The following is a 23,410-nucleotide window of genomic DNA, read 5'->3' on the forward strand; positions in this document are numbered from 1 at the left end:
TGATTTGAAGAGGATAATGGCTTACCGGAAAAGTGAGGGAAGCCAGAGCGAAAGCGCGGGGATATAGGTGACGGCAAGAAGAACCACGATACTTGCCCCGAAGAACGGCCAGATGGTGCGCATCGCCTCGCGGATTGAAATGCCCCCCACGGCACATCCGACAAACAGAACCGTCCCAACGGGCGGTGTGTTAAGGCCAATACCGGCATTCAAGATCATGACGACGCCGAAATGAACCGGGTCAATGCCAAAGGCTTTGACGACCGGCAATAGAACCGGCGTCGAAATAATCACCATCGGTGCCATGTCCATGAACGTCCCCAGCAAAAGCAGGATCACGTTTATGACCAGGAGAACGATGATTGGATTGTCGGAGATCGCACTGATTGCCGCAATCATCAGTGTCTGCACCTGGAGGAACGCCATCAGCCAGCCGAAGGATGCAGCCGTGCCGATGACAAGCAACACCATCGCAGTTGTGCGCACGGCCCCCATGACGGCTTCGACAAAACCGTGCCAGTCCAACTCGCGGTACACAAGCATCGCGACGAGAAAAGCATAAAGCACGGCAATGCATGAACTTTCCGTCGCAGTGAAGACGCCGGAGCGTACACCACCGAAGATGATGCCAATCAGAAGGATTCCTGGGAAAGACGCCAGGAGATAATACATCAGCTTCGAAAAGCCCGGGAACGGCTCAGACGGATACCCCTTGCGACGCGCAACGATATAAGCCGTGACCATGAGCGCCAAAGCCAGGAGAAGCCCCGGAATGATGCCTGCCGTGAAAAGATCGGCAACGGAGACGTTACCGCCCGCGGCAATCGAATAGAGGATCATGTTGTGGGATGGAGGGATCATCAAGGCAATGATGGCGGCGTTAACAGTGACGTTGACGGCATAGTCGCGATCATAACCACGCTTGGCCATTTGGGGGATCATCAACCCACCAACGGCCGATGCATCGGCAACGGCTGATCCCGAGATACCGCCAAAAAGCGTCGAGGCCACGATGTTGACCTGACCAAGTCCACCTCGAAGATGGCCGACGAGCCCGGCTGCAAACCGTATCAGCCGGTGGGCGATACCGCCACGAACCATCAGGTCGCCTGCGAAGATGAAAAACGGGATCGCCATCATGGCAAAGACATTCATCCCGGAATTCATCTGCTGGAACACCACGATGGGTGGCAGCCCGAGATATAGGACCGTGGCAAAGGAGGCGATACCCAGGCAAAATGCGATCGGAGTCCCGATCAGCATCAGCAAGGTAAAGACACCGAAAAGGATAGCGTAGGCCATTATGCCGCCTCCTGCACGAGAACGTCAGCTGCAATATCTTCACCGATGGCGAGATCGACGAAACGTTCTGCCGCGAACAGCGCAATCAGGAAGCCACCGCCAACCAGGGGGAAGAAATCAACTCCTCCCGGCCAGCCCAGAACCGGGATCGTCGCCGTCCAGGTCCCCATGGAAAGCGACGTGCCGTACCACGCCATGCCGACGCCAAAAAAGAAGATCAGCGCCAGGCTTGTCATGTCCATGCCGACCTGCACGCGTGGCGGCATCAGATACCGGACGATATCCAGCCCCAGATGGACGCTCTCACGAACGCCGACAGCGGCACCCAGCATGATGAACCATGACATCAGATGCAGGGAGAGTGGTTCTGACCAGCTTGGAGAGTCATTCAGGATGTAACGCGCAAAGACCTGCCATCCGACGATCAGCGTCATGGCGATCATGCCGATCCCGGCAATATAAAGGGATGCTCGGCTAAGGACACCAAGCACCGGGCGTATCGCCCTCATAAAATGTCGCATTGTGTTTTTCCTCCTCTATTGAGGCACGCCAAGAAAAAACCGGCCCTGTCCCCAGAGCCGGCTTTTCTGTGATCACTTGACCGCTTTGACGCGTTCCAGAAGATCTTTCATCTTCGGATCGGTGACGAACTTGTCGTAGACCGGCGCCATCGCGGCGGCGAACTCCTCCTTGTTCACCTTGATGACGTTGGCGCCGCCGGCACGAACCTTCTCCTCGGACGCCTTTTCGCGGGCGCTCCACAATTCGCGCATTTTGCCGACAGAATCCTTGGCAGCCTGACGAACAAGCGCCTGGTCTTCCGGCGTCAGCTTGTCCCAGGTGACCTTGGAGATGACGAGAATTTCCGGATTAAGCGAATGTTCGGTCAGCGTGTAATTCTTGGCGACTTCATAGTGACGTGCGGACTCGTAGGACGGCCAGTTGTTTTCAGCACCGTCGACGACACCTGTCTCAAGCGAAGAATAAACCTCACCCATCGGCATCGGCGTCGGGTTGGCACCAAAAGCCTGCATCATCGAGATCCAGAGGTCTGACTGCTGGACCCGGATTTTCAGGCCCTTGAGGTCTGCCAGTTTCTCGATCGGCTTTTTCGTGGTGTAGAACGAGCGCGCACCGGAATCATAAAACGCAAGACCGATAAGGCCATGCGGTTCGAACGCTGCAAGGACCTCGTCACCGATCGGACCATCTACTGTGTTGTGCATGTGCTCGGTCGAGCGGAACAGGAACGGCAGACCGAGGACGGTTGTTTCCTTGACCAGGTTGTTGAAGGGCGCTGCATTGACACGGTTCATATCGATGACGCCGAAACGGGTCTGTTCGATCGTGTCCTTTTCACCACCAAGGACGGAGTTGTTCATGACCTGAACCTTGACGCGTCCCTTGGATCGCTCGGCAAGGAGCTCACCCATGTATTTCACCGCTTCGACGGTTGGATAACCGTCAGGGTGAATGTCGGCGGAGCGCAAGGTAATTTCCTGCGCCTGTGCCGAAATGCCGGAAAGCGCCATCCCCATGGCGACACAAAGCATGCCTGCTATCTTTTTCATTTTCTTCCTCCTCCGTTGTACGGCCAGACCCTCCCCAGGGTCAGTGACCGAATTTTCCCGCCCGTCCGGGCCGGTATGCAAAACCTTTCATAAAAATTCGCCGGTGGAATCCATTCCCCTTCCACCGGTATCAAAATCCATCAAACCGCCGAAAACGGCGGCAACTTGAACAACGCTTCTGGGTTCTCCACCAGTGCCAGATGTCGCGCCTTTTCATCCGGCAGCCATCCGAGGACGAGATCTGCCAAGCGCGCGTCATCAGGATAGAGCGTCGTCTCCCTGATCGAATTATGTGGCCAGTTGGTCCCCCAGACGATCCGCTCTGGTGCGTGGCGGGCGAGCCGGCGCGAAAACGCCGCGACATCGTCATAGGGCCAGGCCTGGCGTGCGCTCTCGTAAACGCCGGCGAACTTGAACCAGACATTTCCGCGGTCGATCAGCTTCAGAAGCGCTGCAACCTCCGGGCCATCCGGGTCGATCCCCTTGAAGAACTTGCCATGGTGATCGAACACCCAACGTGCACGCACTTTCTCCAGCCGCGGCAGATGTTCGAGAAGATTGTTGCCGTCGAACTGGATCGCAATCATCCAGTCGGCCGAAACCGCCCGTGCATCGACGGTTTCCAGATAGGAAAGATCTACCGCTCCTCCCGGCAGATCCATGATCCGGGCACCAACTGCGCCGGCAGCCGAAAGACGCTCGATATCGGTATCCGTCGTCGTGTCATCGATGATCACCACGCCCCGTGCAACATCCCCCATGGCCGCAACGCAAGCCAGAGTGTTGTCGTTGTTGCGCTGATGGGCGTTGCCCTGCGTGATAATCACCCGGTCAACACCGAGCCATGACATCAGCTTGCGATAATCGTCCGGCTGCGGTAACGCGCCCGGCGGGAGGCCTGGACCACCGGCAAGCGCCGGATATCCGGGAAGATACATATGCATCTGTGCGTCGACCGCCCCCCTTGGAAAGGCAGGGGACGGTGCGACGCCAGAGAGTTTGCGTTCGAGCGCGCTCATGCGTCAGGCATCCTGAACTGTTGAAGTGCCTCGCGATTGATCTCAATGCCGAGGCCAGGCGCATTCGGGATGGCGACAACACCGTCCACAGCCTCAATTGGGGTCTTCAGGATCGCCTGCCGGAAAGGATTATGGGTGCGGTCAAATTCCATGATTGGTTCGATCGGGTTAACGCGAACCGGGTCCGGCGTCATGGCTGCCATGAATTGCAATGCGGCGGCAATCTGCACGCCCGTGCCCCAGACGTGCGGCACGATACGCACGCCGTGAAGTGTCGCAAGTGTCGCAATTTTCTGCGTCTCGGAAAAACCGCCACATCCGCAAAGATCAGGCTGCAGAATATCGACGGCGCCGCTCGAAAGAGCCTGCCACATGCCGTAGCGGGAATGCCAAGTTTCGCCGCCTGCAACCGGAATTGGCTGTCCGACGCGAACGCGAGCATAGGCATCGAGCTGCTCGGGTACGACCGGCTCTTCAAACCAGTCAATGCCATATTCCGCTGCCCGGTTGCCAACCGTGATGGCTTCCTGAACCGTATAACCGTGATTGCCGTCGATCATCAGACGCATATCAGGTCCGATTGCTTCGCGCACAGCCTTGATCACCGCCAGATCTTCTTCAAGACCGAAACCGATCTTGATCTTGCAGGCATGAAACCCCTGTTTGCGGCGTTCGGCCATTTCGGCCGCGTTGTCAGAAACGCGGTCGACACCATCGCGCTTGAAGCTTCCGGTCGCGTAGGCCTTGACACTTTCACGCCAGCGACCGCCAAGCAGCATCGAAACGGATGCACCGTAATGTTTGCCTTTGATATCCCAAAGCGCGATGTCGATACCGGACAGCGCAGTCAAAGTCAGACCGCGTTGCCCCTGATCACGTAGGGCATTATAGAGGATTGCCCAGATCTTTTCTGTCTCGCGCGGATCCTTGCCGATCAGCCAGCCGGAATAGGCTGCGACGGTGGCCGCATTCGGACGCGCCGGACCGAGGCATTCGCCCCAGCCGACGGTTCCGTCGTCGCATTCGATTTCCACCAGGACATGGGCCCGCCGATCGAACCGCATGGATGCGCTTTCGAAAGGCGTATCCAGGCGGTGTTCGAGCAAATGCGTACGGACAGCGGTGATCTTCATGGGCTCTCCTCCCCTTTCACCCCTATCAGGCCTTGCGCTTGTGCGCGCCGATCAGCTTGTCGAGCATGCCGACCTCTTCTTCCGTCAGATCCTTGAGCGGCGAGCGCACTGGACCGGCATTGAAGCCTTGCAGGCGTACACCTGCCTTGATGGCGGAAACGGCATAACCCTTGGCGCGATTGCGGATCGCCATGAAAGGATAGAAGAAGTCAACGAGGATACGCTCGCACGTCGCACGGTCGCCGGCGCGAAGTGCCGCGTAGAACTCGTTGGCAAGACCCGGAACGAAGTTGAAGACAGCCGAGGAATAGGTCGTGAAACCGGCACCAAGATAGGCTTCGGCAAACAGTTCAGCCGTTGGCATGCCGCCGAGATACATCAGACGATCACCCATTTTTGCGGTGATCTGGCGCACCAGGCCGATATCGCCGGTACCGTCCTTGAAACCGATCAGGTTCGGGCATTCATCGCAAAGGCGGGCAAGTGTATCTGCCTGCAGCACCGAGTTGTCGCGGTTATAAACCATGACGCCGATATCGATCGACTGGCAGATCTTCTTGATGTGAGCGTAAAGACCTTCCTGCGGCGCATCGATGAGGTAGTGTGGCAGAAGCAGGATACCATCTGCACCGACCTTCTGGACCGATTGAGCAATATCAATTGCGATGTCCGTGCCGTAGCCGCAACCCGAAACGATCGCCGTTTCGCCTGATACTTCTTTTGCAGCCGAAACAATGCCAGGAATTTCGCTGGGCTTCAGCGAGAAAAATTCGCCCGTGCCGCCGGCAGCAAAAAGCACCGGCGCCTTGTAGCCCGCAAGCCATTCGACATGCGCCCTGTAGCTATCCCCGGCAAAACGGCCTTCAGCATCGAAGTGCGTTACAGGGAAAGAGAGGAGGCCGGAGCCCAGCGCGGCCTTGATCTGTTCAGGGGTCATTTCAGAAGTCCTTTGTAAATCCACTCGCCGCAATTAAGCAGCCTACCCTACCTTTGTCAACAACTCATCATACAACTTATATGATGAATTTTTTGGTTGGCGCATCAGCGCGCCAACCAGCCTCCGTCAACATTGAGAATTGCGCCGTGAATGTAGTTCGCAGCCGGCGACGACAGGAACACAGCCGCACCGGCGATATCTTCGGAACGCCCCCACCGGTTGGCAGGGATACGCTCGAGAATGGCCTTGCTACGCGCAGCATCGGCACGCAGGGCCTCGGTATTGTTCGTTTCGATGTAACCGGGCGCGATGGCATTGACGTTGATGCCCTTGCTCGCCCATTCGTTTGCAAGGAGCTTGGTCAAACCGGCGACACCATGTTTGGCAGCCGTATAGGCTGGAACACGGATGCCACCCTGGAACGACAGGAGCGAGGCAATATTGACCACCTTGCCGGTTTTTTCCGACGCCAGAAGTTCCTTTGCGAAGGCCTGGGTCGTGAAGAACAACGCCTTGAGATTGACGTCCATCACGTCATCCCAATCCGCTTCCGAATATTCGACCGAATCGGCACGCCGGATGATGCCTGCATTGTTGATCAGGATATCGAAACCAGCGCCTTCAAAGACATCCTTGGCCGCAAGCGGGTCAGCGAAGTCGATGAGGAGCGCGCTCGCCTTACCGCCCTCTTTGGCAATGACCTCGAGCGTCTCGTCGGGCGCACGGCGCGCAGCGCAGACCACCTCCGCACCGGCAGCCGCCAATCCGATTGCTATCGCTTGCCCAAGACCGGTGTTTGCACCTGTTACAAGCGCCTTATGCCCTTGAAGCGAAAAGGGATTTGTCATTTCAGGTCCCCTGGCTGAATGAAGTCCATGTCGGTATAGTCGACGTTATCGCCTGCCATGGCCCAGATGAACGTGTAGGAGCCGATGCCCGCGCCGGAATGAATGGACCAGGGCGGAGAAATCGCACCTTCTTCGTTGGAGATGAAGAGGTGCCTCGTCTCCTGCGGCTCGCCCATCAGATGCAGCACGCGAGACTTCTCATCCATGCCGAAATAGAGGTAGGCCTCCATGCGGCGATCATGCACGTGCGAAGGGATCGTATTCCAGACCGAGCCCTCTTCCAGCATCGTGTATCCCAGCACGAGCTGGCAGCTTTCCATGACGAGCGGGTGGATGAACTGGTTGATTGTACGCTTGTTCGATGTTTCGACCGCACCCAATTTGACTTCCTTGCTGTCAGCAATGGTGACGAGCTTGGCCGGAAGACTGCGGTGGGCGGGGCATGACGTGATGTAGAAGCGACCCTGGCCAGCAAATGTTACGGCACCGGAGCCTGCACCGAGATAAAGGACATCACCCCGGTTCAACGTATAGGTTTCACCGCCAGCACTCACGGTTCCGGTCTCGCCAACATTGACGATGCCCATTTCGCGCCGATCCAGGAATGACGGGGTCTTCGTTTCTTCGACCTTATCCAATGTCAGCGACGCACCATCTGGCACCGCGCCACCCATAACGAAGCGGTCGTAATGGGTATAAATAAGCCGGATTTCGCCCGAGCGGAACATGTCATTAGCGAGGAAATGCTTGCGAAGCCCCTCCGTATCGAGCGTTTTGGCAAACTCTGGATTGACGGCCTGCCGCGTTTCGACGGTTAGCATGAAACTCCTCCTTGGGGTTGTTGCAAGAAACACATAATATATGTTATCCACTTATTGTACGATATGTATGACAAGGTCAATAGGCCCACGGGACCGAATGACCGCATCCTGTTTGCTGGAGGAAAATTGCAATGAAACGGCTTCTTGTTACCGGAGCGGCAGGTCAGCTTGGCCAGGTTATGCGACAGCGCCTTGCACATCTTGCCGACGTCATCCGGGTTGCCGACATCGCACCTCTGGAAAAGCCGGGCCTGAATGAGGAATGTGTTCAATGCGACCTTTCCGATGCGGCCGCAGTCAAGGACATGGTGGCCGGTTGCGACGGCATCATCCATTTCGGCGGCGTTTCGGTGGAGCGCCCCTTCGAGCAGATCCTTCAGGGCAACATCATCGGCCTTTACAATCTTTATGAAGCCGCACGGGCGCACGGACAGCCCCGTATCGTGTTTGCAAGTTCCAATCATACGATTGGCTACTACGCGCAGACCGAGCGACTGACACACGACGTTCCGTTTCGCCCTGACGGACTCTATGGTGTTTCCAAATGCTTCGGCGAGGCGCTGGCGCGCATGTACTTCGAAAAATTCGGTCAGGAGACTGCACTGGTGCGGATCGGTTCGTGCACACCCGAACCTGCAAATCACCGGATGTTATCGAGCTGGTTTTCACACGATGATTTTACGTCGCTGATCGAAGCCGTATATCGCGCACCCATTCTCGGCTGCCCTGTCATCTGGGGCGCATCCGCCAATGACGCCAGCTGGTGGGACAATTCGCATATCGGTTATCTCGGATGGAAACCGAAAGACAATGCGGAAAGCTTTCGACAGCACATCGATGCAACTGTACCCAGACCGGCTGCAACGGACGCTGTGGCACGGTTTCAGGGCGGCGTATTTACCGACAATCCGATTTTTACGGAGAATTGAAACCATGAACCACACGCGTCTGCGGAATCGGAACGAAGACTTCAGTAAAATTTGCAGCGACTGAAGATTGCGCGTCGTGGCGCGATTGGCGTATCCGAAGGCTTCAACGAACCCTGTTCCTCCATGAAACGGCCCTGACCATGACAAAAGCGATCGTATCCGAACCAGTAGCACCGCAAGGCAGGACCCTTGTGGTGAAGGTGTCGGACGAACTGCGCAGCCAGATTGTCAAAGGCCGTTACAAAACCGGTGACCGCCTGCCGTCCGAGGCACAATTGACGCAGGAGTTTGGCGTCAGCCGGACCGTCGTCCGTGAGGCCATCGCCGCTTTGCGGTCCGATGGTCTGGTTGAGCCCCGTCAGGGTGCCGGAGTTTTTGTGCTGGAGCCGCCAGCTGCCGAACGCCGCCCGTTCGACAATGTGGACCTCGCTCGTGTCTCATCGTTGATTGAAATGCTGGAACTGCGGACAGCCGTGGAAGGTGATGCTGCAGGTCTTGCCGCAGTTCGCCGTTCTCCCGCGCAGGAAGAGAAGATCATCGAGGCTTTTGACGCCTTTCGCAGCAGCGCCGCAAAAGGATCGCCGACAGCAGAGGCAGACTTTGCCTTTCATCTTGCCATCGCGAATGCAGCCAATAACCCCCGCTTCAGCGAGTTCCTCGAAGTCCTCGGAGCGACACTAATTCCGCGCCGCGCCGTCTCCAAAGACGGCGCCGAAAAGGTGCTGTCACCTGAGGACCTCGAACGCCTCGTTGGCGAACATGAAGCTATCCTGATCGCCATTCAGGATGGCGATGAGGAAGCGGCCCGCGCAGCAATGCGCCTTCATCTGAAAAACAGCCAGATGCGGTATCGCGCCATGCTGCGAACACCGCGTTCGATTTGATCAGCATTTCTATAGAGGAGAATGAATATGCAGCTTCCCGCCTTCCCGACGGTGTCCCCGGATCAGGGTGTCCAGCGAACCGTACTCTCGGAAGCGGCCGAATTGATGGTCGTTTCGTTCCGTTTTGAAAAGGACGCCGAAGGCAAGTTGCACAGCCATCCCCATGTTCAGTCCACCTATGTTGCCAGCGGGCGCTTCCGGTTTTTCCGCAATGGCGAAGCCTACGAGCTGAAGCAGGGCGATAGCCTGGTTATCCCTGGCAATGTCGAGCATGGTTGCCTCTGCCTGGAACAGGGCGAACTGATTGACTGCTTCACCCCGCGTCGGGATGACTTTCTGTAAGACGTCATCGAAACTTAGCCTCAGCGCAGAGAAAGATCTCTCAGGCTACGTGGCAGGCTCGTCATGCATTCGGCCCCGGTGGCCGTTATGAGGAATTGATCCTCAATCATCAGGGCACCCAGCCCTTCGCCGTAAAAAGGCGCTTCAACAGCAACGACCATGCCGGGTTCGATGATCTCGGCGTTGTCGCTCGAGAAAAACGGCCACTCCTCGATACCAACGCCGCCGCCGACCGAATGGCCGAAATGCCCCCGGAAATACTCACCGAACCCATTGCTCCGCATGGCCGTCAGCATTGTGGCATGGACGGCGCCAAAACTGTTGCCTGGGCGGAGCGCATCAACGCCGTTTGCAAATGCATCTTCCAGTGCTGCGAAGACATCCGCGGCAAGAGAGCTGACCGGACCGAAAGAGAAGGTTCTCGCGCCATCCGACGAATATCCGTCGACCAGCGTTCCGACATCCGCCTTGATCAGCGCTCCCGGCGTGACAACTGCCGTCATGTCAGACAAGGCAGGTCCGACCGAAATATAATCCCAATGGCCACTCAACGAAAAACCGTTCTTGCTGGCATAGGCTTGCGCACCGGCTGTCCACGCGGCTGAAAGGCTGGAGAGCGTCGCACCTGGGCGGACTTCCTCTGCCAGGCTGACGAGACCCGCTTCTGCCGCACGCGCCGCGCGGCGCAGACGTTCTATCTCCACCGGCGATTTTATAACACGCAAACGGCGCAGTGTTTCTGATCCATCGACCCAAAGAACATCGGGGAGAGCACGTCTCAGCGCATCGAAATCAGCCGCTGGCATGAATTCGAGATCAGCCCCGATACGCCCCTTTGCAAGCCCACGCTCGTTGAGCACCTCGCGTAACAGCGTAAAACAAGCCGAACGGTCGAACGTCTCAGGCCGAAAGCCACCACTGTGGGAACGCCGGTAGGCATCATCGATCTGCGCCACCTCTTCAACACCGGAAAGGTCGACGATATCAATCCAGATGCGATGGCTGCGAATGTCGACGTTTGGCGCAACCTTTCGGACCGAAGGAGCAGCATGGTCGCTGACAATGGCTGCGAGAGGGGCGGTCGCATCGGAAGGAACGAGTGCAATGGCTGAGCCTGCCCTGCCCCACATGGTTGCAACACCAGCCTGGGCACCGATTGCATAACGGAAAGCCTCTGGCTGGAAGAGCACCAGCGCATCAAGCCCGGCTACGCGCATCACGGTTTCGGCACGGTCCCGGTTGATATCGCTCATGAAGCCTCCGCAAGCCTGTTCTACTCGCAGCGCGAGCAGAGTTCATCCGGCTTTCGCTTTAGCAGCCATCAGAAATATTAAAAAGGCGGGAGATCGCTCCCCCGCCTATTGTTTTAGGCCGCCAGGCGTTTGAGCTGATCTTCGGTTAGGCTGATGTCGAGTGCGGAAAGGCTATCCTCCAGCTCGGCAATAGTGCGTGGGCCGATGAGCGGGATGACCGGGAACGGCTGAGCAATCACATACGCCAAGGCAATGTGGATCGGCAGGCGACCGAGTTCCTGCCCAAGCTCGATTGCCCTGTCACGACGCTCGAAATTGCGATCCGAATACCAGACACGTACGATTTCCTCGTCGTCCCGCTTGTCTCGACCGGCCCGATCCGTAAAGAAGCCCCGCCCTTGGCTGGACCAGGCAAAATTGGGAACGTTGCGGGCGTTCAGCCACGATTTCCAGTCGTCGTTTGATGCGGCGACACATCCGGCCCAGATCGGGTCCAGCATCTCGGCAAGTGAAAAGTTGTTGGAAAGTGCGGCCGGCTGCTGCTTGCCATTCTTCTGGGCATAGGCAGCCGCCTCGTCCATCCGCTCCCGCGTCCAGTTCGAGCCACCGAAAATGCCGCGAATGCGTCCACGCCTTACCTCGGCGTCCATCGCATCGACGAATTCACCGACCGGCACCTCGAGATTATCGCGATGCATGAAATAGACATCGACGTAGTCCGTCTTCAACCTTTCCAGAGACTGATCGAGCTGCTTGGAGATCATGTCAGGATAGCAAAGCGGCGAATGGGCGCCTTTTCCGATCAGAACAATCTCCTCGCGCGGCACGTTCCGGCTCGTATGCCAATCGCCAAAGATCGCCTCGGTCTTGCCACCACCGTAGACGTAGGCGGTATCGAAAAGATTGCCGCCTGCCTCGTAAAAGGCATCGAGTGTCAGCGACGCGGATGCAAAATTCGGGAAAAATTCAAATCCGAGCGCAACGACGGAAGCCGGTTTCGAAATCCCCGGGATCTGGCGTTTCGGCACGGCGTTGCCTGCTTCGACCTTGCCTCCGGCGATATTGGTGGTCCGCATGGACGCCTTCTCGACGCCGTACTCAAGTCCAACGGCTGCACGCCACTGATCCATGACCCTGAGATTGCCGAGGGTGTCCGCCCATGTCATGCCGGGGGCTTCAAACTCCTGCCGGCCCTCACGGATCGCCTTGCCCGCAGCATCGACCTCAAATGAATAAAGCCAACGATCTTCCGGCACCTCGATGGTTTCGGTCTCCGTCCCCTTGATGATGTCGATCCGGCCAACGCCACCCTTATGACCCGAGGCAAACCAGAAATCCTTGACCTCGATGCGCCCCTCCGACCCGATGATCCGGAGAACGTTATCCTGTGAAGCCATGATCGAGCATGAGACTTCCGCGACAATTCCATTTGGAAATTTCAAAACCGCCGAGGCCCATTCATCAACGCCGGATTGGCCGAGATAAGCCGCGCCAGAAACTTTATCCGGTTCTGCGAAAGCTTTTCCGTCGGTAGCTCCTGCCACAAGTCTTGCCATCGACACGGGGTAGCCACCGACATCCAGGATACCTCCTCCCGCCATCTCGTTAGCAAAAAGCCTGTGGTCAGGCCGGAAGGTGCCCATATTGAAGCCGAAGCTCGACCGGACGATGCGGATGTCGCCGACAGCACGGTTCCTGATCAACTCGACCAATTTGGCGGTCTGTGGATGCAGGCGGTACATATAGGCCTCACCTGCAAAGACGCCGGCCTTTTTCGCCTCGTGGAAAATCGCGTCCGCATCATAGGCGGAAAGCGCAATCGGCTTTTCGACGAGGACATGTTTGCCCGCCCTGATTGCCTTGATTGCCCACTCCGCGTGGCCGGTATGGGGGGTGGCGATATAAACGGCGTCGATCAGAGGATCGACGAGCAGAGCCTCATAGCCCCTGACGATGCGGGCACCGGCGAAAGCCTCTGCGAGCCCCGGCTTATCGGGGTTGCGTGTCGCTATAGCCTCAAGCTTACCCGTCGTGGAGTGCGCGATACCGTCTGCAAAAGTCCGTGCGATGGTACCTGGACCAATAATGCCCCAGCGGATCGGTTGGTCGGTCGTCATGAAAAACCTCGTGTGTTCCTGGATGGTTCTTGGGAAAGATCAGCGCAAACGCGCGCCATGGCTGTCGAAAAGAAATGTTTTGCGAGCCATCAGGCCCACGGTCAGTTGATCGCGCTTGCCAACATCGCGCGATTCAGGCCGCTCGACGATGAGTGGCTCACCGCCTGCCGTACCGGCATAGACATAGCTGGTATTGCCGAGATGCTCGGCCACATCGACATGAAGCTGGAGGTCGGCATCGCCAGAACCGGCCTCGGTGAAATGTTCGGGCCTAATTCCCAATGCAACCTTTGTCCCCTCGGGGATTGGGCTTTCAACAGCAAGCGAAAGCCGCACAGTTGGGTCGCTCGTCAACGCGACGGTCGCATCATTCATGCCGCTGGCAATGACTGTCGCATCGAGGAAGTTCATCTTTGGCGAACCGACAAAACCTGCGACAAACCGGTTGGTGGGATCATCGTAAAGATCGAGTGGAGCACCCACCTGCTCGATATTTCCGGATCGCAACACGACGATCTTGTCGGCCAGTGTCATGGCTTCCGTTTGATCGTGAGTGACATAGATCATCGTCGTGCCGAGTTGCTTGTGCAGGCGCGAAATTTCCACGCGCATCTGGACGCGCAGTTCTGCATCGAGGTTCGATAACGGCTCATCGAAGAGAAAGACCTGCGGTTCGCGGACGATCGCTCTGCCAATCGCCACACGTTGCCGCTGACCGCCGGAAAGCTGCTTGGGCCGGCGTTCCATCAACTCGTTGATTTGCAAGATCTCGGCCGCGCGTGCGACACGCTTTTCGGTATCGGCTTTCGGATTGCCGTTCATCCTGAGGCCGAAAGAGAGGTTTTCCCTGACAGTCATGTGCGGATAAAGCGCATAGGACTGAAAGACCATGGCAATGCCGCGATCAGCCGGATCAGCATCGTTGACGGTCCGTCCAGCGATGCTGATATCGCCGTCCGAGATATCCTCCAAACCGGCAATCATGCGCAGCAGCGTCGACTTCCCACAGCCGGACGGGCCGACAAAAACCACAAATTCACCATCCTCGATTTCCAGATCGGCGCCATGAATGACTTCAAGCGCACCGTAGCGTTTGATGACCTTTTTGAGCGAAAGTTCCGCCATGCGGCCTCCTTCTTACTTGACCGCACCGGCGGAGATGCCGGCGATGAAATGACGTTGCAGAAAGACGAACACCACGAGGATGGGCGCGGTGAGCAGGACAGCCCCCGCCATGATGCCGCCCCATGAAACCTTGGTGAGCCCGATGAGGGTGCCAAGAGCCACGGGAGCGGTCATCATTCCTGGGCGGGAATTGATGAGGAGCGGCCAAAGGTAGTTGTTCCATGACGCCAGGAAGAGAATGATCGATAAGGCAGCCATGGTGGGCCGTGCGAGTGGTAGGGCAACGCGCAGGAATATCTGCCATTCTTTTACACCTTCGACACGCGCCGCATCGAAAAGCTCAGTCGGCATCATGGAGAAGGATTGGCGCATGAAGAGCACGCCAAGCGAGTTGAACAGAGGCGGTACGATCAATGCCACCCAGGTGTTGGCGAGCTTGAACTCGCGCGCCACCATGATGAACTGCGGGATGACGACAACGGCGAAGGGCAGTGTAATTGTCCCGAGAATAATTGCGACGACAACCGTCTTGCCTGCAAAGCGGTAGCGCGCCAACGCCCAGCCCGCCATTGATGTCAGGAAAACAGAAAGGATCGTATAGATCACCGCGACGGTGATCGAGATGAACATTGCCCTCAGAAAATTCGTATCTGCCTGAAGGTTTCTGAAATTCTCTATGAAGTTCGTGGAGGGCACCAGCACGATATCGGGGCTGAAAATGCCGTAGTCCGGCATCGTTGAAAACACGAACATCATCCAGAGCGGAAACAGCCAGATAATCGCAAGAGGCGTCAGAACCGCATGCAGACCGAGTTTCTGCCAGAACAGGGATTTCGACTTCGATCTCATTTCGGCTCCCTCCCGATCCATAGGTTGAGAAGCGAAATGGCAATGGCGAGCGCTGCCATGGTGTAGGCGATCGCAGACGCGTAGCCGAAATTCAAAGAGGTAAAGCCCTGTCGATAGAGGAAGAGCCCCAGCGTTTCGGTACCGCCGCCCGGTCCGCCACGATTGGTAATCAGGAATGGTTCGGCAAAGAGCTGCATCGTGCCGATGACGGAAAGAACCACGCAGAACAGGATGATCGGCTTCAAAAGTGGCAGCGTAATGTGAAAGAACTGCTGTCTCTTGCTGACCTTATCGAGTGTGGCTGCCTCGTAGACGTCGCCCGGGATGGATTGCAGCCCGGCCAGAATGATTATGGCGTTATAACCTGCCCAGCGCCACGTAACGGCAATAATAACGAGTGCCATGGCAGCGTTGGCATTGTCGAACCAGGAGATGGGTGACAGGCCAATGGAGGTGATCAGCTTGTTGACGATGCCAAAATCGGCGCTGAACATCAGCCGGAACACCGCAGCGTAGGCAACCTCACCGACGACGACAGGTGCAAAGAACGCGAAGCGATAGAGCGGACGCACTTTCAGGAGCGGCGAATTCAGCAGCACCGCCATGACCGTCGCCAGCGCGATCATCACAGGCACCTGAATGACGAGGATGATCAGAGTGTTGTAAAGGGCATTGTAAAAGGCCGGATCGGCAACGAGCCTCCCCCAGTTGAGCGAGGGCGCGAACCGCCATGGGTTTATGCGCGTGTTCTGGAACGACAGCAAAAACGAACTGATGATCGGCCAGAGCCAGAAAGTTGCGAAGATCAGAAGATAGGGCGCAAGGAACGCGTAAGCGATCCTGTTCCTTGACGGCATGACGACCTCCCGTTGCCGGTTCAGTAGATTGGGCCGGATGAATGACCTCGAGCACGGCGCCTGCCCGTATGGGAGCAGGCGCCGTCCAGTGTCATTGCGTCTGCGGGAGGCCTGTTGCCGTTTCTATCTGCTTGGCGGCATCGTCGAGTGCAGCCTTTGCATCGGGATAACCACCAGCGAAGTACTTCGTCTGTGTGGCCTTGTAGATTGCGTCGGCGTCAGACTGGAATGCCGTGCCTCGGCTCGGGACAATTTTCGGCAAGGTCGCTAGGATATCGGTCCAGACAGCCTGGCCGCCCCAATAGGGCTGCGCCTGTTTGACGAACGGATCATCAATGGCCGAGAGGAGCGATGGTACCAGACCGAACGACTTCAGCATCGTCACCTGGCCTTCGTTCGTGGTAAGTGCGTAGTCCACGAACTTCCAGGCTGCTTCCTTGTTTTCAGATACGGAACTGATGGCGAGTGAAGAGCCACCGAGATTGGCCGCATGCGGACCGTCCGCCGTCAGGCTGGGCATGAGATAGGTGCCCCATTTTCCGGAGAGATCGGGCGAGCCGGAACGCACCGTGCCCTCATACCATGCACCGTACATCTGGCTCGCTGCCTTGCCGGCAGTGTTCGCCTGGATTTTTTCGTCCCAGATTGCCGCCGTGATAATCCCGGCGTCTTTCATCTCCTTCACCTTTTCCAGCGTCGCAACGCAGGCAGGCTGGTTGATGGTGATGTTTTGTCCGTCAGTCGAAAAGTAACCGCAACCCTGCTCGTTGGCGATCATGCGAAACCATTCGCTGTCGCCATTGAAATCCGCCTGTGCCATGACCGTACCAGGATTGGCAGCCATGACCTTCTTTCCTGCAGCGATGAAATCGTCCCATGTCTTAATGGTTGCAGGGTCGACGCCCGCCTTCTCATAGAAATCGCGACGATAAAAAACAGCGACCGGGCCAGAATCCCACGGAACCGCATAGGCCACACCGTCGACCTCAAGTTCCGTTCGCTTGAAATCCGGGAAAAGGGCTTGTTTCTCAGGCGTGTATCCGAGTGCCGTTACATCGGTGAAACAATCCGGAAAGCGGCTCCAGAAGAGTTCGGCCTCAAAATTCTCAACCGTCACGATATCGGGCAGGCCATCGCCGCCAGCCGCACACGCTGCAAGCGTCTTATCGAAAACCTGATTGTTTCCAAGATCTTCAACAACGATCTTAATGTCAGGGTTTTGCTTATTGAACCCTTCGACGGTGGACTTCAACGCAGACGCGGCGACGTTCCAGCTCCAGATTGTAACAGTGGTCGATTGCGCAAATGCCGGAGCGGCCAGCAGCATTAGAGCTGTCGACGCGCCAAGAAATTTAGAGCACATTGAAAACCTCCCTTTTTCAATTGCCGTTCTTTAGCGAACGTGGGCAGATTAGCGACGGCAGGAAATCTGTCTCGTAAAAAGGGAACATCGATTTGGCGGAAAGTAAGATTGCCGAAAGAGCGGTTTATCAACCCGGCGCGAGCAGCATCGAAGGCATGCCGACAACACTGCAGTTCTTCCACAATCACCCGCCGATCATGCTGAGACCCCACTGGCATGCACAGGTTGAGGTGAATTACGTGATGGAAGGATCGGTCCATTACCGCATCGGCGACCACAATTTGAAACTGAACGCGGGCGAGATCTGTCTCTTCTGGGGCGGGCAGCCACATCAGATGGACGACTCATCGGACGATTCGCTTTATGCCGGGGCGCACCTGCCGCTCGTACACTTCTTTCGCATGCGGCTGCCTGCTGCGGTATCGGGCATGTTGATGGGAGGTGCGACGATGGTTACGTCAGCAACAGACGGAGCCGACCGGGAGAATTTTCCTCGTTGGTTCCGTTACGCGACGTCCGGCGATCCGGCCAAGGCGCAGCATGCGGTCGAAGAACTCCGGTTGCGCGTAGAGCGCATGTTCCTGGAGCCCTACTCCATTGTTTCGTCTGCGGCGGACGGAAAGCGCGCGAAAGACGATGAAGGCATGGCACCGTCGGCCGGAGTTGTGCGCATGTGCGACTATATCGCGGCAAATTTTCTCGACGATATCGATGCAGCAGATATCGCGCGCGCAGCATCACTGCATCCGAAATACGCGATGAACCTCTTTCGCAAATCGACGGGCATGACGCTGATCAAATACCTGACGCTGCTCAGACTTTCGCGTGCACAGGCAATGTTGATGAATGGCTCCGACAATATCCTGCAGATCGCCATGGAAAGCGGTTTCGGTTCTGTCAGCGCTTTCAACAAGGCCTTCCGGCAGATTGCCGGCATGTCTCCGTCAGATTTTCGTCGGGACATGCGTGCGACGGCGGCCTAATTTTCCCGTCTTGCTCGAGCTACTCAGGCATCCGTCATAGAGATTGTCTCACTTACTGTCCGTTTTCCGTAGGCGCGCGGGGAACTCCCCAGCATGCGCCGGAACATCGTGGTGAAGGCGGAGATATTTTCATAACCAGCGTCAAGCGCCACAGTTGTCACTGATTCCCCTTCTGCGAGCCGTGGAAGCGAAGCGAAAATACACGCCTGCTGGCGCCAGGTAACGAAACTTACGCCCAGCTCGCTACGGAAAAGCCGTGTAAACGACCGGCGGCTGATCCCCATTGCTGCCGCCCAGTCGTCAATCTCGATCTTCACGACGGGTCTCTTCAGGAAATCCCGGCAGAGCGCCGCCAAACGTGCATTTCGCGGGAACGGCAAGCCGAGCGGACGCTCCGGCAAACCATTGATTTCATCCAGCAGTAACGCCCTGACAAGACCTTGCCTGTGGAACGCCGACGGTTTTTGGTCTTCGCTCAGCAATTCGAGGATCAGGCTGGAAGCCAATCCGGTAATTTCCACGACCTTGGGCGTTTCCGGAAAGAAGAGGTCCGGATGCACGTAGATCGAATACATCTCCACAGTGCTGATTGCATCCGCCTCATGTTTCATGCCTGCGGGAATGATCAGTCCGTGGTCCGGTGGTATCATCCAGCGCCCGCCGGCAGTACTGACCAACACGACACCCTTGCGGGCACACCAAATCTGCGCCCGCGCGTGATGATGCAGCGGCGTATGGTGACCGCTCGGGTAGATCCGGTGCAACGCCAGCACAGGTTCATTCGTGCCCTCGATCAATCGCAGGCTGGTTTCGTGGTCAACAAGGGTCAGGTCTATCATATCGCGCGGCTTGATTTTCGTCATTTGGCCCACTCTCGAAGATAACAGTCCAAAACACAAAGGCAGGCCAGAAACAATAACGATAAAAGCAGATCGAAATAAAGATGTACTCCCGCCAACCAGGCGGGGAGCCGAAAGAGGAAATACCATGGCTACCGTGACCGGCACTGGGTTCAGCCCCCAACGCACGACGTTTTCCATCATTGCAGCGGCGAGCTTCTGCCACATGCTCAACGACATCATGCAATCGCTGCTGACGTCGCTTTATCCGCTATTGAAACAGAACTATGCGCTGGATTTCGTGCAAATTGGCCTTCTAACCTTCGCCTTCCAGGTTACCGCGTCACTTCTCCAGCCAGCTGTCGGTCTCGTCACCGACAAGTACCCCATGCCATTCTCCCTGCCGGTGGCAATGCTTTCGACCTGCGCCGGCCTGATCACACTGGCCTTCGCGCATAGTTTTGCTGTTCTGGTCGCAGGCGCCTGCCTGATTGGCATCGGTTCGGCAATCTTCCACCCTGAAGCCTCCCGTGTTGCGCGTGTTGCTTCAGGCGGCAGACACGGACTGGCTCAGTCGTTTTTCCAGGTCGGTGGGAACACCGGCACGGCAATTGGCCCGCTGCTTGCAGCCTTTATCGTCATTCCGCTCGGCCAGCAGAGCCTGAGCTGGTTTTCGTTGATTGCGCTGGCTGGTTTTGCCGTACTTTCCTGGGTGGGCGTCTGGTACAGCCGTCATCGCCGGACCACAGCCGGCAAGGCAACGATCAGCCGCGCATTGCCACTGTCGCGCGGAACCGTGATGATGACGCTCGGCGTTCTCGTGGTCCTCACTGCGACGAAGAATGCCTATCTTGCAAGTCTCTCCAGCTACTTCACCTTCTACACGATCGAGAAGTTCGGTATCGGCGTGCAGGACGCACAATTGCTTCTGTTCCTGTTCCTTGGAGCCTCTGCAGCGGGTGTATTCTTCGGTGGTCCCATCGGTGACCGATTTGGATCGCGCGTTGTCATCTGGTTCTCGATCCTCGGTGTCATTCCTTTTGCGCTGCTTCTGCCCTACGCAAATCTGTTCTGGACCGCGGTTCTCGTCGTTGTGATCGGCTTCGTATTTTCTTCGGCGTTCTCCGCAATCGTTGTTTTTGCCCAGGAACTGGTTCCAGGCCGCGTCGGTCTGATTGCCGGCATGTTCTTCGGCTTCGCCTTCGGCTTCGGCGGTATTGGCGCAGCCGTACTCGGTATCTTCGCGGATCGCGAAGGCATCGAATTCGTCTATCGCATCAGCTCATACATGCCTCTGCTTGGCTTGCTGACGGTGCTCCTGCCGAAGTTGCCGAGCCACCGCTAAAAAACGCGGGTAGGAGATCAAGTGTCTCCTACCCGATCTCCGTTCCTGTCGAAGAGATGAAGACGTTCCTGCGGGAAGCCCACCCGCAAAGACTTTCCTGGCTGAAGAAGTGCACGATCAGAAGAGAATAGCTTGAAGGGCAGGCCGTGCACTGTCAGGTGCAGGATAACGCCCAGTCCTGTCGGCTCGACGAGATCGACGGCCGCCTCGACGCCGTCATCAGAGGGCGCCACCGAAACATGCTCAGGCCTGATGCCGAGCGTAACCTGCTCCTCGTTGACGACCGGCACAACGCGACCAAGCGCCAGACGCGTGCCATTCGGTAGAACGACGAAACTTGTGCCTGCTTCGTGAATGCAGCGGCCTTCAAGAAAATTCATCCCGGGCGACCCGATAAAACCCGCAACGAAGAGATTGGCGGGACGATCATAAAGATCGAGCGGCGCGCCGATTTGCTGGACGTAACCTGCGTTCATGGCAACGATACGCGATGCGAGCGTCATTGCTTCGATCTGGTCGTGTGTCACGTAAACGGATGTTGCACCGAGGTCGGCATGCATGCGCTTGATTTCAGCGCGCATCTGTTCGCGAAGGCGGGCGTCGAGGTTTGACAGCGGCTCGTCGAAGAGAAATGCCTTCGGTTGGCGCACAATGGCCCGGCCCATCGCGACGCGCTGCCGCTGGCCTCCCGAAAGTGCCTTTGGACGCCGTGCGAGGTAAGGATCAAGCCCAAGCTTTGCAGAAGCGCCGGAGACGGCAGCGGCAATCTTTTCTTTTGGACTCCGTCGCAGCCGCAACGAGTAGCTCATATTGTCCGCGACGCTCATGTGCGGATAAAGCGCATAGGACTGGAACACCATGGCAATATCCCGGTCCTTTGGTTTGCGGTCGTTGACGCGTCGACCATCGATAGAAAGTTCCCCGGAGGAGATTTCCTCAAGGCCAGCGATCATACGAAGCAAGGTTGATTTTCCGCAGCCGGATGGACCGACAAGAACAATGAACTCGCCGTCATCAATCTTGAGATCAACTCCGTGAAGGACCGGATGGTCGCCATAGGTTTTGACGATCTTCTTCAACTCGATTGAAGCCATGGGTAATTATCCTTTCACCGCGCCGGCCGTCAGGCCCTGCACGAGGTAACGTTGAATGAGCAGGAAGAAGAGGCAGGCCGGAATGAGTGCCAGCACGCCCGCAGCCATCATCTGCCCGAAATCGACGGAGAATTTGGAAACGAAGGTCAAAAGTCCGACCGGGAACGTTGCGCTTTGGTTGCCTGAAATCAGCATCAGGGCAAACAGCAACTCGCTCCATGCGGCGGTAAAGACAAAACCAAGCGTTGCCGCAATCCCGGGAAGCGTGAGTGGAAGGATGATTTGCCGAAACGCCACGAAGCGGCTTGCACCGTCGATCATGGCCGCCTCTTCCAGATCCTTCGGAATGCCATCGAAGAACGATTGCATCAGGAAGGTGGCGAACGGCACGTTGAAGGCGGTATAAACGATGACGAGGCCGGTCAGACTGTTGGTCAATCCGAGCGGCGACAGCATTTTGAAGATTGGTGCAACGAGCATGACCAGCGGGAACATCTGCGTAATCAGCATCAGGGCGACGATCCAATACTTTCCCTTGAAGTGAAAACGAGACAGAGCATAGCCCGATAGCGACGAGAGTAACGTAACGGCAAGTGCCGTTGAGCCCGCAACAATGACACTGTTCTTAAAAAACGTTGGGAAGGCACTGTTTTCTATGACGAAACGGTAATGGTCCAGCGTCGCTTGCGACGGCCAAAGTCTTACTCCTTCGCTGTAGAGGAGGTCATTTGGCGTCACAGACACCTTTAGCAGCCAAAAAAGCGGGAAAAGCGCAAAGACGATATAGGCAAGAATAGCCAGGCGATGCGCCAGTGTGAGGAAAATCCTGCTAGCCATCGTCTAGTCCTTTTCAATCAGGCGCTGACGCATGATCACGATCACCATCGAGTATGCCAGCAAGAGCACCAGCAAAACGAGCGCGATTGCCGATGCGTAACCGAAGTCCAGGCGCTTGAAAGCCTGCGTGAAAATGTAACTTGCAACGATCTGCGTCCGGTCCGCTGGTCCGCCATTTGTCATAACGATGATGAGATCGGCGAAATTGGCGATCCATACGGTTCGAAGCAGGACGGTGATCGCAATCGTCGGCGCGAGAAACGGCAAGGTAATCGAGGTAAAACGCTGCAACGGATTGGCGCCATCGATTGAGGCTGCCTCGTAGAGATCGCGCGGGATTGCCTGTAGTGCTGCCAGAAGGGTGATTGCGAAGAATGGAATTCCCCACCAGACATTGGCGATGATCGGGCCCCACATGGCAAGCTGCGGGTCGGCAAGAATATTGTTGGGCGCTGACAGCAGACCAAGCGATACCATCCAGTGCGGCAAAGGTCCGATAACGGGGTTAAAAAGCCACGCCCAGTTCAGCCCGGCGAGAAATGTCGGGACGGCCCAGGGAAGGAAAACGAGAGCCTGCGCAATTCCCCTGCCCGCAAATGGCTTGTCCAGCAGCAATGCAAGGATGAGGCCAAAAAAGAACTGCAGGAAGACCGAAGCGCCCGTCCACCAAAGGGTGTTTTTCAAGGCGCGATAGAAAGCGGCATCCTGGGAGAGCGTCTTCAGGTGCTCGAGCCCGACAAATCCGCCGGAAAACGGGTTGAGGAGCTGCACGTCCCGGAAGGCATAAGACAGGCCCAGCACCAACGGTACCAGCATGACGGCAACGATCAACACAAGAACGGGCGCACTGTAGAACCAGGGCTCTGCCCAATCGGCAAAATGCTTGAGCGCCGGTTTGCGCGCGACCACCGGCCCAGCGCCAAGGGCATAAGACATAGTTTCGCTCCCCGATCGGCCATCGG

At 56.9% G+C, this 23,410-nt stretch carries 23 protein-coding genes; 5 read left to right on the forward strand and 18 right to left on the reverse strand.

Translation table 11 applies throughout. The annotated features are described in order from the left end of the window. Positions 1 to 21: 21 nt before the first annotated feature. The 8 genes from ACIQT8_RS22195 to kduI form a co-directional block, all read right to left on the reverse strand. A complete protein-coding gene (locus ACIQT8_RS22195; RefSeq protein ID WP_400969856.1) occupies positions 22 to 1,302 on the reverse strand; it encodes a TRAP transporter large permease in 1,281 nt (426 codons plus the stop codon). Next, the gene (locus ACIQT8_RS22200) at positions 1,302 to 1,823 is read right to left on the reverse strand and encodes a TRAP transporter small permease (RefSeq protein ID WP_400969859.1); all 522 of its coding nucleotides are present in this window, start codon (positions 1,821 to 1,823) and stop codon (positions 1,302 to 1,304) included. The genes ACIQT8_RS22195 and ACIQT8_RS22200 overlap by 1 nt, the downstream gene beginning before the upstream one ends. 72 nt (positions 1,824 to 1,895) lie before the next feature. Then, entirely contained in the window at positions 1,896 to 2,873 is a 978-nt protein-coding gene (locus ACIQT8_RS22205; protein WP_400969862.1) for a TRAP transporter substrate-binding protein, read from the reverse strand. Positions 2,874 to 3,013: 140 nt separating this feature from the next. Then, positions 3,014 to 3,892, reverse strand: coding sequence for an amidohydrolase family protein (locus ACIQT8_RS22210; RefSeq protein WP_400969865.1), 879 nt, complete (start codon positions 3,890 to 3,892; stop codon positions 3,014 to 3,016). After that, complete coding sequence (locus tag ACIQT8_RS22215; protein ID WP_400969868.1) at positions 3,889 to 5,025, reverse strand: mandelate racemase/muconate lactonizing enzyme family protein; 1,137 nt, start codon at positions 5,023 to 5,025, stop codon at positions 3,889 to 3,891. The genes ACIQT8_RS22210 and ACIQT8_RS22215 overlap by 4 nt, the downstream gene beginning before the upstream one ends. Before the next feature lie 25 nt (positions 5,026 to 5,050). Continuing rightward, entirely contained in the window at positions 5,051 to 5,962 is a 912-nt protein-coding gene (gene kdgD, locus ACIQT8_RS22220) for a 5-dehydro-4-deoxyglucarate dehydratase (RefSeq protein ID WP_138792643.1), read from the reverse strand. A 104-nt stretch (positions 5,963 to 6,066) separates the two neighbouring features. Further along, positions 6,067 to 6,810 carry a 2-dehydro-3-deoxy-D-gluconate 5-dehydrogenase KduD gene (gene kduD / locus ACIQT8_RS22225; protein ID WP_400969871.1) on the reverse strand — a complete coding sequence of 248 codons (744 nt, stop codon included), beginning with the start codon at positions 6,808 to 6,810 and terminating at the stop codon, positions 6,067 to 6,069. Beyond that, positions 6,807 to 7,631, reverse strand: coding sequence for a 5-dehydro-4-deoxy-D-glucuronate isomerase (gene kduI / locus ACIQT8_RS22230; RefSeq protein ID WP_262526439.1), 825 nt, complete (start codon positions 7,629 to 7,631; stop codon positions 6,807 to 6,809). The genes kduD and kduI overlap by 4 nt, the downstream gene beginning before the upstream one ends. A gap of 131 nt (positions 7,632 to 7,762) precedes the next feature. Between kduI and ACIQT8_RS22235 the strand changes: the two genes are divergently transcribed. The 3 genes from ACIQT8_RS22235 to ACIQT8_RS22245 all read left to right on the forward strand — a co-directional run bounded on the left by ACIQT8_RS22235 (position 7,763) and on the right by ACIQT8_RS22245 (position 9,786). Further along, positions 7,763 to 8,560, forward strand: a complete 798-nt coding sequence (locus tag ACIQT8_RS22235; RefSeq protein WP_400969875.1) for an NAD-dependent epimerase/dehydratase family protein — start codon at positions 7,763 to 7,765, stop codon at positions 8,558 to 8,560. Positions 8,561 to 8,700: 140 nt separating this feature from the next. Beyond that, the gene (locus ACIQT8_RS22240) at positions 8,701 to 9,444 is read left to right on the forward strand and encodes a FadR/GntR family transcriptional regulator (RefSeq protein ID WP_138792647.1); all 744 of its coding nucleotides are present in this window, start codon (positions 8,701 to 8,703) and stop codon (positions 9,442 to 9,444) included. A 27-nt stretch (positions 9,445 to 9,471) separates the two neighbouring features. Further along, positions 9,472 to 9,786, forward strand: coding sequence for a cupin domain-containing protein (locus ACIQT8_RS22245; RefSeq protein ID WP_138792648.1), 315 nt, complete (start codon positions 9,472 to 9,474; stop codon positions 9,784 to 9,786). Between the two features lie 20 nt (positions 9,787 to 9,806). Here ACIQT8_RS22245 and ACIQT8_RS22250 read toward each other — a convergent pair whose 3' ends face one another. The 6 genes from ACIQT8_RS22250 to ACIQT8_RS22275 all read right to left on the reverse strand — a co-directional run bounded on the left by ACIQT8_RS22250 (position 9,807) and on the right by ACIQT8_RS22275 (position 17,350). Beyond that, positions 9,807 to 11,039 (reverse strand): M24 family metallopeptidase, encoded by a 1,233-nt coding sequence (locus ACIQT8_RS22250; protein ID WP_400969879.1) that lies wholly within the window; start codon positions 11,037 to 11,039, stop codon positions 9,807 to 9,809. A 113-nt stretch (positions 11,040 to 11,152) separates the two neighbouring features. Next, positions 11,153 to 13,156, reverse strand: coding sequence for an aldo/keto reductase (locus tag ACIQT8_RS22255; RefSeq protein WP_400969882.1), 2,004 nt, complete (start codon positions 13,154 to 13,156; stop codon positions 11,153 to 11,155). 39 nt (positions 13,157 to 13,195) lie between these two features. Then, complete coding sequence (locus tag ACIQT8_RS22260) at positions 13,196 to 14,281, reverse strand: ABC transporter ATP-binding protein (RefSeq protein ID WP_400969885.1); 1,086 nt, start codon at positions 14,279 to 14,281, stop codon at positions 13,196 to 13,198. A gap of 12 nt (positions 14,282 to 14,293) precedes the next feature. Beyond that, on the reverse strand, positions 14,294 to 15,130 hold the full coding sequence (locus ACIQT8_RS22265) for a carbohydrate ABC transporter permease (RefSeq protein ID WP_400969888.1): 837 nt from the start codon (positions 15,128 to 15,130) through the stop codon (positions 14,294 to 14,296). Next, a complete protein-coding gene (locus tag ACIQT8_RS22270; RefSeq protein ID WP_400969891.1) occupies positions 15,127 to 15,987 on the reverse strand; it encodes a carbohydrate ABC transporter permease in 861 nt (286 codons plus the stop codon). Before ACIQT8_RS22270 ends, ACIQT8_RS22265 begins: the two co-directional genes overlap by 4 nt. A 91-nt stretch (positions 15,988 to 16,078) precedes the next feature. Continuing rightward, positions 16,079 to 17,350, reverse strand: coding sequence for an ABC transporter substrate-binding protein (locus ACIQT8_RS22275; protein ID WP_400969893.1), 1,272 nt, complete (start codon positions 17,348 to 17,350; stop codon positions 16,079 to 16,081). 92 nt (positions 17,351 to 17,442) lie between these two features. Between ACIQT8_RS22275 and ACIQT8_RS22280 the strand changes: the two genes are divergently transcribed. Then, positions 17,443 to 18,333 carry a helix-turn-helix domain-containing protein gene (locus ACIQT8_RS22280; RefSeq protein ID WP_138792655.1) on the forward strand — a complete coding sequence of 297 codons (891 nt, stop codon included), beginning with the start codon at positions 17,443 to 17,445 and terminating at the stop codon, positions 18,331 to 18,333. Positions 18,334 to 18,356: 23 nt separating this feature from the next. On the opposite strand, the gene ACIQT8_RS22285 is transcribed toward ACIQT8_RS22280, so the two are convergent. Beyond that, positions 18,357 to 19,196, reverse strand: coding sequence for an AraC family transcriptional regulator (locus ACIQT8_RS22285; RefSeq protein ID WP_400969896.1), 840 nt, complete (start codon positions 19,194 to 19,196; stop codon positions 18,357 to 18,359). Between the two features lie 124 nt (positions 19,197 to 19,320). Here ACIQT8_RS22285 and ACIQT8_RS22290 point away from each other — a divergent pair, with 124 nt between their 5' ends. Next, on the forward strand, positions 19,321 to 20,517 hold the full coding sequence (locus ACIQT8_RS22290) for an MFS transporter (protein WP_138792656.1): 1,197 nt from the start codon (positions 19,321 to 19,323) through the stop codon (positions 20,515 to 20,517). Between the two features lie 17 nt (positions 20,518 to 20,534). On the opposite strand, the gene ACIQT8_RS22295 is transcribed toward ACIQT8_RS22290, so the two are convergent. From ACIQT8_RS22295 to ACIQT8_RS22305, 3 genes are read right to left on the reverse strand one after another with little or no spacing between them, the layout of a single operon-like run. Then, entirely contained in the window at positions 20,535 to 21,611 is a 1,077-nt protein-coding gene (locus ACIQT8_RS22295) for an ABC transporter ATP-binding protein (protein WP_400969900.1), read from the reverse strand. 6 nt (positions 21,612 to 21,617) lie between these two features. Then, a complete protein-coding gene (locus tag ACIQT8_RS22300) occupies positions 21,618 to 22,448 on the reverse strand; it encodes a carbohydrate ABC transporter permease (RefSeq protein WP_138792658.1) in 831 nt (276 codons plus the stop codon). Positions 22,449 to 22,451: 3 nt separating this feature from the next. Then, the gene (locus ACIQT8_RS22305) at positions 22,452 to 23,384 is read right to left on the reverse strand and encodes a carbohydrate ABC transporter permease (RefSeq protein WP_400969902.1); all 933 of its coding nucleotides are present in this window, start codon (positions 23,382 to 23,384) and stop codon (positions 22,452 to 22,454) included. Between the last annotated feature and the right edge of the window lie 26 nt (positions 23,385 to 23,410).

This window comes from Agrobacterium sp. NPDC090273 (assembly GCF_044772305.1).
GTDB lineage: Bacteria > Pseudomonadota > Alphaproteobacteria > Rhizobiales > Rhizobiaceae > Agrobacterium.

Bases quoted from the DNA above. Each gene is read 5' to 3' on its own strand.
- ACIQT8_RS22205 (WP_400969862.1), bottom strand. From the start codon at position 2,873: ATGAAAAAGATAGCAGGCATGCTTTGTGTCGCCATGGGGATGGCGCTT.
- ACIQT8_RS22245 (WP_138792648.1), top strand. From the start codon at position 9,472: ATGCAGCTTCCCGCCTTCCCGACGGTGTCCCCGGATCAGGGTGTCCAG.
- ACIQT8_RS22290 (WP_138792656.1), top strand. From the start codon at position 19,321: ATGGCTACCGTGACCGGCACTGGGTTCAGCCCCCAACGCACGACGTTT.
- ACIQT8_RS22305 (WP_400969902.1), bottom strand. From the start codon at position 23,384: ATGTCTTATGCCCTTGGCGCTGGGCCGGTGGTCGCGCGCAAACCGGCG.
- ACIQT8_RS22275 (WP_400969893.1), bottom strand. From the start codon at position 17,350: ATGTGCTCTAAATTTCTTGGCGCGTCGACAGCTCTAATGCTGCTGGCC.
- ACIQT8_RS22295 (WP_400969900.1), bottom strand. From the start codon at position 21,611: ATGGCTTCAATCGAGTTGAAGAAGATCGTCAAAACCTATGGCGACCAT.
- ACIQT8_RS22285 (WP_400969896.1), bottom strand. From the start codon at position 19,196: ATGACGAAAATCAAGCCGCGCGATATGATAGACCTGACCCTTGTTGAC.
- ACIQT8_RS22195 (WP_400969856.1), bottom strand. From the start codon at position 1,302: ATGGCCTACGCTATCCTTTTCGGTGTCTTTACCTTGCTGATGCTGATC.
- ACIQT8_RS22240 (WP_138792647.1), top strand. From the start codon at position 8,701: ATGACAAAAGCGATCGTATCCGAACCAGTAGCACCGCAAGGCAGGACC.
- ACIQT8_RS22270 (WP_400969891.1), bottom strand. From the start codon at position 15,987: ATGCCGTCAAGGAACAGGATCGCTTACGCGTTCCTTGCGCCCTATCTT.
- ACIQT8_RS22210 (WP_400969865.1), bottom strand. From the start codon at position 3,892: ATGAGCGCGCTCGAACGCAAACTCTCTGGCGTCGCACCGTCCCCTGCC.
- ACIQT8_RS22235 (WP_400969875.1), top strand. From the start codon at position 7,763: ATGAAACGGCTTCTTGTTACCGGAGCGGCAGGTCAGCTTGGCCAGGTT.
- ACIQT8_RS22200 (WP_400969859.1), bottom strand. From the start codon at position 1,823: ATGCGACATTTTATGAGGGCGATACGCCCGGTGCTTGGTGTCCTTAGC.
- ACIQT8_RS22255 (WP_400969882.1), bottom strand. From the start codon at position 13,156: ATGACGACCGACCAACCGATCCGCTGGGGCATTATTGGTCCAGGTACC.
- kduI (WP_262526439.1), bottom strand. From the start codon at position 7,631: ATGCTAACCGTCGAAACGCGGCAGGCCGTCAATCCAGAGTTTGCCAAA.
- ACIQT8_RS22265 (WP_400969888.1), bottom strand. From the start codon at position 15,130: ATGAGATCGAAGTCGAAATCCCTGTTCTGGCAGAAACTCGGTCTGCAT.
- ACIQT8_RS22260 (WP_400969885.1), bottom strand. From the start codon at position 14,281: ATGGCGGAACTTTCGCTCAAAAAGGTCATCAAACGCTACGGTGCGCTT.
- kduD (WP_400969871.1), bottom strand. From the start codon at position 6,810: ATGACAAATCCCTTTTCGCTTCAAGGGCATAAGGCGCTTGTAACAGGT.
- kdgD (WP_138792643.1), bottom strand. From the start codon at position 5,962: ATGACCCCTGAACAGATCAAGGCCGCGCTGGGCTCCGGCCTCCTCTCT.
- ACIQT8_RS22250 (WP_400969879.1), bottom strand. From the start codon at position 11,039: ATGAGCGATATCAACCGGGACCGTGCCGAAACCGTGATGCGCGTAGCC.
- ACIQT8_RS22215 (WP_400969868.1), bottom strand. From the start codon at position 5,025: ATGAAGATCACCGCTGTCCGTACGCATTTGCTCGAACACCGCCTGGAT.
- ACIQT8_RS22300 (WP_138792658.1), bottom strand. From the start codon at position 22,448: ATGGCTAGCAGGATTTTCCTCACACTGGCGCATCGCCTGGCTATTCTT.